This window comes from Novosphingobium sp. B-7, from assembly GCF_000410615.1.
Classification (GTDB): Bacteria; Pseudomonadota; Alphaproteobacteria; order Sphingomonadales; family Sphingomonadaceae; genus Novosphingobium; species Novosphingobium capsulatum.
Genome location: NZ_KE148445.1, coordinates 6,514 through 6,820, shown reverse-complemented (window position 1 = coordinate 6,820; position 307 = coordinate 6,514). Strand labels below are relative to the sequence as shown.

The 307-nt window shown below is 70.7% G+C and carries 1 protein-coding gene; it reads left to right on the top strand.

The features are described 5' to 3' along the window. Positions 1-307: hypothetical protein (locus tag H926_RS33655; RefSeq protein WP_202804781.1), on the top strand; the 307-nt coding region annotated here is incomplete at both ends.

Below are 307 nucleotides of genomic sequence, written 5' to 3'. Positions count from 1 at the left end.
GGCACGGCAGCAGCCTGCTTGCCCATGGCCTGGCGGGGGAAAGCGCGGCGATCGAGGCGCAAGGCACGCTGCTGGCGGCGTGTGGCTGTGACGTGTTCATCCTGGCGGAAACCAGCGGGGCGGTGCATGGCCAGCGCCACACGCCGCTCCGCCAGCGGCCGCGCCTGGCGCCCGGCGAATGGCCCGCGTTTGGCGCCATGCTGAACGACATAGCGACGCGGCTGGCCGATCGGGGCCTGCGCCTCGCTTATCACTATCACCTGGGCACGGTGGTGGAGGATGCTCAGGATCTGGCGCGGCTGATCGA